This is a genomic window from Curvibacter gracilis ATCC BAA-807, from assembly GCF_000518645.1.
Lineage (GTDB): Bacteria > Pseudomonadota > Gammaproteobacteria > Burkholderiales > Burkholderiaceae_C > Curvibacter > Curvibacter gracilis.
This window is the reverse complement of the sequence record NZ_JADZ01000055.1, coordinates 1-10138: the sequence shown is the minus strand read 5'-3', so window position 1 is coordinate 10138 and position 10138 is coordinate 1. Positions and strand designations below refer to the sequence as shown.

The following is a 10138-nucleotide window of genomic DNA, read 5'->3' as shown; positions in this document are numbered from 1 at the left end:
TAATGTGATTCTGACCATCCGGTCATTTGCAAATAATGTGAGTCGGAAAAGCCGCTGATTGCAAGTCGGTCGGTTTTCAAACGCGAGTCACTACATGTAGGGTGGCCGCAAGGCCAGTCGCGCAGCGACCAAGGCGAATAGCCGCGCCCGGAACGGGCATCCCGGTTTTCGCGTCCGCGAAAATGCCCCGGAAGTTGCCCTCGGGTCAGTTGAACGAAACGCTGGTGGGAGCCTCTTGCGGGGTCATAGGGGCCTTGGAGCCGCTTTCTGCACCCTTCCCCTTCACCTTGCCGGAAAAATCGCCTGTAGCCCCGGAAACGCGCTGCACGTAGCCCGTCGAGTAGCCTCGGGTGAAGCTGCCGGTCTGGTACGCGGAAATTGCCGCCTTGATGGCCTCCTGGCCGGTGCCGTACTGACGAACCGCGCCCTGGTAGAACTCGGTCAGGATTTGCCCGCCTGCCCCGATGTTGGTGCACGCGTCGAAGATGTTTTGGGCGTTCAAGCCCAGGCGCTTGAAGTTGTTCGAGTTGACCTGCGCCGCGCCCGCGTCGAAGCGATAGCCGTTGTCAAGAAGCCATTGCGCCCAGCTCACCGCCTCGGTCTTGTCCTTGGGCTGCACGGTCAAGCGGTACGTCTTGCCGTCCTTGGTGATGTGGTAGCCGATGGCGTGAGGCTTGAAGGCCGATTCGACCTTGATGATTCGCTGCATCGTGGCCGGTGCCACGGTGGGGGCGCATTGTTCGATGGTGGTGAAGTCCATAGTCGTATTTTCAGAGATTGACGGCCACGACAAGCGGCACGCTAAAAAGCCTTGACCACGCGCGTAGCGTCATGGTCTGGATTCCGGGGATGCTCGTTTCAGCGGCCCAATAGTCATTGGCCGCGCCGATGACGATTTCCGGGCCTGCGGCCTGGGAAAGCAGCATCGGCCAAACAAGCAATTGCTCGTAGCAAACCAGGACGGCGGCACGCTTGCCGTTGACCTGGCCGATTCCATCGCCGAACAAGTTCGCCTCGGTGCCCGCGTCGGCCCACGGTTTCCACATGGAAACCGGCACCGGGATTCGCTGCACCAGCTCGCCCGAGTGGTGGCCCACGAAAACAAGCGCGTTGCGCGTCCTGCCGGTGCCCTCGATGGGCACCTCGGCACCGACAAGGGCGGTGCGGCCAGTCGCGCGCAAGTGCGCGGCGGCATCGTCCCAAAGCTCGGCGGTCGCCGGAGTCCATAGCCCGGCCACGGTTTCAGGGAACAACACGAAGGGCGCTTTCGAGCTGACGGCCAGCTCGATCATGGATTGATTCGCGGCGTAGTCGCGCATGAAGTCGCGCCCTGCTCCACCAGAACCCCCGTAGGTGGTCTGGTGCGCTTGAATCCAGCTCGGCGCTGCCGGGCTGCTGACCACGGCCCCGGCAAGCGCGGCCACGGCCAGCGCCGCGCCTACGCGCGTCGGCCAGTAGCAAAGCGCGGCCAGCGCGGCAACCATTGCCACCAGGCCTAGCCAGCCCAGGGCGGGGAAAAACACGCCCGCTGCGGTCGCCGGGTTGGCCCAACCAACCAGGCCCACGGGCGGCACGGTACAAAGCACCAGGGCGAGCGGAACGCGCCAGTAGTAGCCCTGGCGTGCCCATAGGCAGGCCCAGGGTGCGGAAAGGGCCAGCGATGCGCCAAACCAAAGCAGCGCGGAAAAAATCGCCGGGGTGTCATTGCCAAAGAACCGGGCGGCACCAAAGGGAAGCCCGCGAGCTGCGGCAAGGTAGTAGGCCAGCATGACAAGCCACGCCGCGAGGCGGGTTGTCCGGGTCGCCCAAAGCGACACGGCCAGCGGTGCGAGCGCGAGCGCCGCAAGGCTGGAACCCCATGCTGCCGCGCCGATGGCACCGGCCAGCGGCACCGCTACCAAAGTCGGCGCGAGCGCCTTTGTGAAAGCCGCACGGGTCACTTTTGCCCCCTGCGGAATTCGCTCGGCTTGACCGGCTCCCGGTCGCTCCACAAGCCGATGCGCGTTGCGCGCGCCTGCTGTTCGGCGGTCGCATAGGCTGCGAAGGCCTCGGCGCTCTGGTTGCGCCTGGCGAACTCGGTGTAATGCCACGCGCAACCCTCTTTGACCTGGGCGAGATTGATGTCGCTGCCCTGGAACTCAAGGGTAGCGACAAGCCGCCCGTATTGGTCGTGATCGTCGCCCGGTATCGGGCGAACGGTCACGTCCTGCTTGAACACCTTGCCCGCAAGGGCCTGGCGGCACACCTGGCCGAAGGCCTGGGCCTTCTCCGGTGCGTCGATGCTCGCCAGCCGCACGCGGATCGGGCGCTTCTCGTCGCGCAGCAACACCGTCACGGTGTCGCCATCGGTGACACCGACAACCCACGCCGTGAACGGCTCGCCCGCCCACGCGGACACTGCCGCGAGGGAAAGGAAAAGACAAGCGAGTCGCTTCATGCTGCGCCCCCTGTGGCCTGTGGCCGATAGCGCCAGTAGAACGTCGCGCCCTTCTGCTCTGCCGACTTGGCGACAAGCTGCGATAGGTATTGCTCTGCGATGAACAAGGCATTGAGGTTCGCGGCCTTGTTGAGCGTGATGTTCACCATCACGCCCCCGGCGCTGCGCGATGGGCGCAGCTCTACGTTTGACACGCTGAACGACATCCCTTGCAGGCGGTCGGCGATGATGTGCGGCAGCTTCTCCATTGGTTGGCTGTCGTACTCGATAAAGCTGCTATTGCCCAGCATGGTTAGGCCCCTTTCTTCCCCGCGATGTCGGGCTTGCCGCCCTTGTCGTCGAATGTGGTTCGGCACCCGTCGCGGTAGCGACTGCAACCCCAAAACTTGCCCTTTGCCCCGCCTGCGATCTGGCGAAGCGTGCCTTCCTTGCACGTCGGGCACTTGTAGGCGGCTTTGGCCGCTGTGTCGGGCTTGCCGCCCTTGTCGTCATAGACGGCGCTGCATCCCTCGCTGTAGCGGTTGCAGCCCCAAAAATGGCCCTTGCCGTCCTTGCGGGGGATGCGGCGAAGGTGCCCTTCCCCGCACTTCGGGCAGGCCGGGCCGGTGGAACCGGCCACGGTCGATGCGCCGCTGTTGGCCTCGGCCACCTGGCCGCGAATGAACTCGGCTTGCTGCTCGATGAAGGTATCGACGGCGCACTTGCCGCCCTCGATCTCCTTCAGCATGCTTTCGTAGAAAGCGGTGAGCGATGCGCTTTTCACTTTCTCGGGCAAGGTGTCGATCAAGCCACGGCCCAGGGTCGTGCTGATGATCTGCTTGCCCTTTGGTTCAAGGAACCCGCGCCGCTTCAGCTCGGAAATAATGGCCGCGCGAGTGGCCGATGTGCCGATGCCGTCACCCTCTTTGAGAATCTTGCGTTCTTCCGGGTCGGTGACGAACTTGTGAACGTTCTCCATCGCCTTGCCCAAGGTGCCCTCAGTGAAGCGCGCGGGCGGCTTGGTCTTCATGGCTTTGGTGTCCACGCGGGCGCATTTCACGCCGTCGCCCTGCTGCATGGGCGGCAAGGCTTGGGTGTCTTCCTCGGCTTCGCCTTCCTCCTGCTCCACCTGGTACACGTCACGCCAGCCGTTGCGCGTGACGGTCTTGCCGCTGGCCGTGAAGGTTTCGCCCTGCACGTCCACCGCGATAGTGGTGCTCATGTACTCGTGAGCCGGGTAGAACTGCGCGAGGTAGGCCCGGACGATCAGCTCGTAAATGTTGCGCTCGATGTCGCTCAGGCGCGAAGCATCGCCCTGGTGCATCGTGGGAATGATGCCGTGATGCGCGGTGATCTTGGCATCGTTCCAGGTCTTCGATTTGATGGTCGGGTCTGCCCCGTCGATCAGCTTGGCAAAGCCTGGGTTGACGTGCTTCAGCGCGGCCAGCACGCGGCCCGCGTCGGCGTGCTGTGACTCGGGCAGGTAGACGCAATCGGTTCGCGGGTAGCTGGTGAGCTTGTGCGTCTCGTAGAGCGCCTGGCAGGCCTTGAGCACGTCTTCTGCGCTGTAGCCGAATTTGTTCGATGCCTTGAGGGTGATGTCCGAAAGCGCGTAGGCGCGCGGCTGGCCGTCTGCCTTCGGCTCCTGGCGGTACTCCTTCAGGGTGCCCGCCTGGCCGGTGGTCGCCTTGGTGATCGCCTCGGCGATGGCCTTGTCCACCAAGCGGCCTTCGCTGTCTAGCCCGGCCTGGTCGTCCTTGGCCTTCCACGCGGCGCGGAAAGCGCCGTTCGCGTGCTCGATCTGCGCCTGAAGGGTGAAGTAGGCGGCGGGCTTGAAGGCCTCGATTTCGCGGTCACGCGCAACGACAAGCGCAAGGGTTGGCGTTTGGACACGGCCCACGGTGAGAACCGTCTTCTGCGCCCCGCCCCGCTGCGCGCGCAAGGTGTAGGCGCGGCTGAAGTTCATGCCGATAAGCCAGTCGGCGCGCTGCCTGGCAAGCGCCGCGTCCTTGAGGCCCTGATAGTCCTTGTTGTTCTTCAGTGCGGCAAGGCCGCGCTGAATCGAAACCGAATCCTGTGCAGACACCCAAAAACGCTTCACGTCGCGCCGGTTTTTGAAGTGGTCGAGCACCTCGTCCACCAGGAGCTGACCTTCACGGTCGGGGTCGCCTGCATTGACAACCTCGGTCGCGTCTTTGAGCAAGCGGCCAATCACGGCGAGCTGCGCCTTCGCGTCGTCCTTGGGCAGCAAGGCCCAGGCCTGCGGGATGATGGGCAAGGCCTCGGCCCGCCACTTGGCGTATTGCTCCCCGTAGTGCTCGGGCTTTGCCATTTCAAGGATGTGCCCGAAGCACCAGGTCACGCGGTCAGCCCCGCATTGAAGGTAGCCTTCGGCGCGGGTGACGTTGCCCAGCTCGGCGGCGATGGCCTTCGCCACCGATGGTTTTTCAGCGATAAACAAGCGCATAGTCTTCTCTCTGGTTGAACACAAAAACAGGCCGCATGCCAGCAATGACGCTGGCCTCTGAAATTGCCCCGTAGTAGCGGCTGTCAAGGCTGCGGGGGTGGTAGGTCGATATGACCCAAAGGGCCTTCTCCGGCACCGGGTAGCTGCCGGGCTTCATGGCCGGTAGCGGCCTGCCCTTCGAGTCGTGTTCGCGGATCGCCTCGGTGAGTAGCGGCTTGCCGTTGACGGCAAGGCCCTTGTCCGTGATGACAACCAGGTCGCCAGCCTGGGCGACAACAGGCTTCAGCAGCGGCGCAAGGCCTTCAGGGCATGTGCCGTGAGGGGTGTATTCACGTTCGCGCACCAGGGCGGCGAACTGGCCTTCAGGTAGGCAGAACTCCACGTAGGCCGCGCCCTTGCTGTCGGGCGTTTTCTGCCAGATTCCAAGGGGCAAGGATTGCGTGAGGTTGATCCGGTAGCCGAAGGCTGCGCCCACGGCCAAAGCCGATATAAATAGGGCACCGGGAAGCAAAGCGAGGGCATATTTGCGCTTCATGTTTACACCTTCGGCCAGTTGTCACCGTCGCCCGCGCTGCTGCCGCTGGCCGGTGCGTCGTCTTGTTGTTCGGGCGGGGTCTGGTGGTCGCCGTGGTCTTGCTCGTCGTGCATGCGGTCGATGCGATGCGAGCGCATGACGATGATTTCGCGCACGGTCTTCGGGTGGCCTGCGTTGTCGGTGTACTTGCGCGTTTGAATCTTGCCTTCAACGTGGATGTTGTCGCCCTTCTCGTACAGCTCGGCGCGGTCGGCGCGCTCGGCGTAGAACACCAGGGCATGCCACTCGGTTGAGCTGACCGGCTTGCCTGCCTTGTCCTTCCACACCTCTTTCGTGGCAAGGGTGACGTTCGCAACCTTGTCGCCGGATGGCATGAAGCGAATCTCAGGACTCTTGCCTAAGAAGCCTTCAAGGATCACTTGGTTTTTATACATTTCTGCTCCTGGGTGGTTTGACCTGGGCCGGTTCGATTGGCCGCATGTCGGGGTTGATTACTTCTTCCACGGCCTCAGTGTCGCGCGGTGCGCGCTTGACGTAGGGCACGGCTGGGTGCGGTGGCATTTCGTCGGCATCCTTGCGCAAGCTGCGGCCTTCGGGCGCGTCGTCTTCCGGCTCGTCCGGGTAGTCGGTCAGTTCGTCGGGCGGCGCATCGTCGTCGGTCGCGTCGATGTGCTCCTGGCGGTGCCTCATGATCGCTTCTTCGTCTTCTGCGGCCACGTCGGGCGTGGCTTGCGGGTAGTCCACCAGCTCGGCGGTTTGCTCGGCCAGCTCGGGCGCAAGCTCGCGCTCGGTCGATGGTGCCCCGCCCTGCCCTTCGGCGCTGGGCGCTTTCACCGTGGCACGCTTTTGCACAAAGGGCGTGGCGCTGGCGGTTGGTGCCGGAATCTTGGCGCGTGCTGAGAAAACCGGGTCATTGAAGTAGAGGATCTGTTTTCCGTAGATCGGCGGGAAGCCGGTCGCAAAAATCAGCATGTCGCCTGCCTCGGTGATGTTGCCGCCTGCGTCCTTCTTGGGGCCTGGCAAGCGCCCGCATTCGTCGGGGGTCATCAAGGGGCGCTCGATTTCTTCGACGTTGGTAGACACCTGGCCCAGCATCGGCGAAAGCCGGTTGCCTGAGTAGTTGAAGGCGGCTTTAACCACGGTCATGGTGCCCGTCATGCGCGAAAGCAGTTCGGCGGTTTCCGGGTTGTTTGGCGCGTAGGCAATGCGCAAGTGCGTGCCTGAGAAGACCAGCTCGTTTTCGCCATACACGTTGTTGAGCTGAACCTTGTCCTGGACGATCAAGTAATACTTGATGCCATAGCCTGCGGTGTAGCCCATAGCGTTGACGATTGCATCCATGCGGCCCAGCGTCGGGAACTCGTCGATCAGCATGAGTAGCCGGTTCTTGTTGGTCTGCACGCTGCGGCCCTGCTCGAACTTCATCGTCTCGGTGAGGCGGTTCACGATCAAGGTCAGCATCAAGCGCGTGAGCGGCTTGAGGCGGTCTTTGTCGCTTGGCGGGACAACGATGTAAAGGCTTGCCGGGCTGTCGCTGTTCACCAGGTCATCGACCGTGAAGTCGGATCGGCGAATGTTGGCCGATACGATGGGGTCAGAGTAAAGCTGTAGCTTGACCTTGGCCGATGACAAGATGCCCGAAAGCTCCTTTTCTTCCTTGTCGAGCATTTCCTGAGCCTTCTCGGCCACGACTGGATGCACGCCCGTTTGCTTGCCGCTGACGGTGCGCCAGTCATACGAGTAGTCATCATCAAGCGGGGTCAGCAGCATTTCGTTCAGCGTCTCGGTGAACGACTGGCCGGGCTTGGTGAGCACCTGGGCAACCTCGGGCAAGGATGCGATGCGGCCTTCCTTGAGGGCTGCATAGCAGGCGAACAGGATCACGCCGGTAAGCAGTGATGTCGCGCTTTCGACCCAATGGTCTTCATCGTCGCTGTCGCCCTTGGGATGGGTCAGCATGTGGGCGATGTTCTGAGCATCGGACACGTCGCGCGGTGTCCCGAGTCGGATTTCCGAAAGCGGGTTGAACTGCGCACCCACGCCCATTTCGACCGGGGAAAACTTGAAGACCTTGTTGCCCGCGTCCTTCTGTCGCCACCCAGCGGTGAGCGCGTAGTTTTCACCCTTGATGTCGTACACCACGCATGAGTGCGGCCAGCTCAACAGAGTAGGCAGCACCAGGCCGACACCCTTGCCTGAACGCGAAGGCGCGAAGGCAAGGATGTGCTCGGGGCCGTTGTGTCGCAGGTAATGGATGTTTTGCGTTTTCTTGTCGAGCCAGCCGCCGACATAGACACCTTCGCCCTTGCCCATGAGGCCCATTTCCTCGATGTCCTTGCGCTGTGCCCAGCGCGCGGAACCGTGAAGGTGCTCATTGCCCTTTTGGAGCTTGCGAGTGCGAAGGAACATCACCAGCGCGGCGGTCAATACCGACACGCCAGCGCCACCGGCTGCGATGGTGAGGCCCATCCAAAGGACGTGCTTCGCCTCGGCGTTCTGCACCTGGTTGAACTTCAGGAACCACACCACCCACATATACGGGGCATAGAGGCCATGCCCTGAAACGATGGCGGCGGGATAGCCTAAAGCCTCCTGGTAGCGGAACCCATAGGCCATGTACTGCGTGGCCGCGATGTTGGCGCAAAAGAGGATGGCAAGCCCGATGAACAGGGCTTGCCACTGCAAGCCCCCCATGCTGCGGGGGGCGTTTGGTAGGTTGTAGACGTTCTGCATTTAGCGGCTCAAGGAACGGGTCTTTTCCTTGGCACGCTCGGGGGTGAAGGGCACCGCCTTCGCCTTGCCGTCGTTGTAAGGAATTTTGACGTGTTGATCTTTGTCCACGGTCGGCGCTTGGGCGAAGGCCGTTTTCATGTGGGCCACGGTGCTAGTCGCTGAGACTTGCTGAAGAACATGGTGCTCAGTCTCGGCAATGATCGGCCCCTTGTAGATGCCCTCGGCGAGCTGCGCCGGGAACGTCTTCGCGTTTGGGCCTAGCTGCTCCTTGGCCTGCTGCGCGATGTCCTTGAACGACTCGGAAAGCTGTTCTTTGCGCTGCTCTGGTGCCACCAGAAGGTTTGTCACCTTCTGGATTTGGCCGTCGCTCACGCCCAGGCGTTCGAGTGCAGGCTTCACCAGCTCGGCGGCGTAGCCGTCTGTGTTGTCGAAGGCCCAGGTGTTGGTCTTCGGCATGGTGTCGTTCACGACAACCGTGTCGGGCGTGCGAGTGCGATCCATGAGGTTCTTCAGCGCCTCGGGCGACTTGGCCGCGATGGTGAGGTCGCCGCTCTGCTTGTCCACGTAGGCCACGCCCTCGATGTCGCGCAGCTCTACGATGCGCTTGTCTTTGGCGTTGGTGCGTGCAATGGCAACGTGGTCGGGCAGGTTCTCGATGTAGTCCAGCTCGCGCATGGCGCTGTCGAGTTCCTGAGCCTTTTCCGTGTCGTCCTTGGCACCAGCGAAGGCGCTGCGCTGCATGAGCTTGGCGCGGTCTTCAGGGTTGGACAACTGGCTTTCGGCGATGGCCTCAAGCTCGCGGTGCGCTGCGGCCTTCATCAAGCGGTCGCCCTGGCCATCGGCCAGCGCGGTGCTCATCAAGCGGCCATAGCGGGCGTTGGTGTTCTCCTGGGCCTGCTCGGCGAGCTTGTCGGCAAGGGTGTCGTCAAGCTCTTTGTGCTTGGACAGGTCAAGCACATAGTCTGCGGCCTGGCCCGCGTCTTTGGCTGCGCGGAAAAGCTCGTTTTTGTCTTTCTTGAGGCCGGTGATCCAGCTATCGACATAGGAGGCATGGCGGTTGATGTCGTGAGGGACACCCAGCTCGGCCTGCATGAAGACGCTCGCCATTTCGGCGCGCAGTTCTTCGCGCGCATAGCCTTCGGAACCGAAGGCATGCCCGCCTGTGATGCCGTCACGATTCAAGCGCGATTCGTGCCCCGTCCAGTGTGCCAGCTCATGGAGCGCAGTGCCGTAGTAAGCGGCCTGGTCGGGGAATGCCTTCTTCGGCGGCATCGTGATCTTGTCGCTACTCGGCTGGTAGAACGCTTCGGTGCCCTTGTGCGTGATCTTTGCGCCTGAGTTCTTCAGGGCGCGCTCTGCCGCCTCGATGGCCTGCCATTCCTCGCGTTGCTGGGGTGCCAACGCGGGAACGCCGTCGATCTGCTTGGCGTTGAAGACTGCATAGAGGCGCTGGATAGGGCGGTCGAGCTTGACGCGCTGCTCGCGCACCTGGCCGGTGGTCGGGTCTTTGACCTTCTCGGTCTTGTCGAACTGCCAGAACTCAACGTGTGTTGCCTTCTCGCCCTTGCGAACTTGCCAGCCCTTCGAGTTGGCCTGTTCGTAGGTCATCCAGCGCGGGTCTTCGTAACCCTGCTGCATGCCCTTTGCCATGAGGTAAAGGGCATTGCCTCCGGTGTAGGCGCGGCCCGTAGCGCCGTTGTGGGGCATTTGGAGCTGCTGCGCGGCAGTGTTCTTGTCCCAAGGACGTTGCCACGGTGCAGTGCCCTTTTCGAGCATGTCTACGATCAGGTCAGTCGCTTCCTGCCGGAAGTCGCGCTTCGCTTTCTCGCGCGATTGTTCAGCCATGTTATGCCTCGCTTTCGTTCTCTTGTTGGTCGGGCTGCTGGTCTTCAAAGCCAGAACCTTCGAGCGGGATTGCTCCGATGTCGTCTTCCTTGGTCGGCACCTGGCCGGTGGGGTTTTGGGTTGCGGTGTTCATGGCTCAGTT

General features: G+C 62.5%; 10 protein-coding genes. All 10 read right to left on the bottom strand.

Going from position 1 to position 10138, the window contains the following annotated elements:
- Positions 1 to 205 precede the first annotated feature (205 nt).
- Genes L880_RS33590 through L880_RS36705 form a run of 10 tightly spaced genes read right to left on the bottom strand, consistent with a single transcriptional unit; the run spans position 206 to position 10129 of the window.
- On the bottom strand, positions 206 to 760 hold the full coding sequence (locus L880_RS33590) for a lytic transglycosylase domain-containing protein (protein ID WP_051443599.1): 555 nt from the start codon (positions 758 to 760) through the stop codon (positions 206 to 208).
- 10 nt (positions 761 to 770) lie between these two features.
- Positions 771 to 1940, bottom strand: a complete 1170-nt coding sequence (locus L880_RS0125130; protein WP_027477972.1) for a carbon-nitrogen hydrolase family protein — start codon at positions 1938 to 1940, stop codon at positions 771 to 773.
- Positions 1937 to 2437, bottom strand: coding sequence for a thermonuclease family protein (locus L880_RS0125125; protein ID WP_027477971.1), 501 nt, complete (start codon positions 2435 to 2437; stop codon positions 1937 to 1939). Before L880_RS0125125 ends, L880_RS0125130 begins: the two co-directional genes overlap by 4 nt.
- Positions 2434 to 2727, bottom strand: coding sequence for a hypothetical protein (locus L880_RS0125120; protein ID WP_027477970.1), 294 nt, complete (start codon positions 2725 to 2727; stop codon positions 2434 to 2436). The genes L880_RS0125125 and L880_RS0125120 overlap by 4 nt, the downstream gene beginning before the upstream one ends.
- 2 nt (positions 2728 to 2729) lie before the next feature.
- Entirely contained in the window at positions 2730 to 4883 is a 2154-nt protein-coding gene (locus L880_RS0125115; RefSeq protein ID WP_027477969.1) for a DNA topoisomerase III, read from the bottom strand.
- Positions 4864 to 5418 (bottom strand): conjugative transfer signal peptidase TraF, encoded by a 555-nt coding sequence (gene traF / locus L880_RS33585; RefSeq protein ID WP_084461663.1) that lies wholly within the window; start codon positions 5416 to 5418, stop codon positions 4864 to 4866. Before traF ends, L880_RS0125115 begins: the two co-directional genes overlap by 20 nt.
- 2 nt (positions 5419 to 5420) lie before the next feature.
- Positions 5421 to 5852, bottom strand: a complete 432-nt coding sequence (locus L880_RS33580; RefSeq protein ID WP_084461661.1) for a single-stranded DNA-binding protein — start codon at positions 5850 to 5852, stop codon at positions 5421 to 5423.
- A complete protein-coding gene (locus L880_RS33575; RefSeq protein ID WP_051443595.1) occupies positions 5845 to 8151 on the bottom strand; it encodes a type IV secretory system conjugative DNA transfer family protein in 2307 nt (768 codons plus the stop codon). Before L880_RS33575 ends, L880_RS33580 begins: the two co-directional genes overlap by 8 nt.
- Positions 8152 to 9996, bottom strand: coding sequence for an ArdC family protein (locus L880_RS34600; protein WP_051443594.1), 1845 nt, complete (start codon positions 9994 to 9996; stop codon positions 8152 to 8154).
- A 1-nt stretch (position 9997) separates the two neighbouring features.
- Complete coding sequence (locus tag L880_RS36705; RefSeq protein ID WP_281174787.1) at positions 9998 to 10129, bottom strand: hypothetical protein; 132 nt, start codon at positions 10127 to 10129, stop codon at positions 9998 to 10000.
- Positions 10130 to 10138 lie beyond the last annotated feature (9 nt).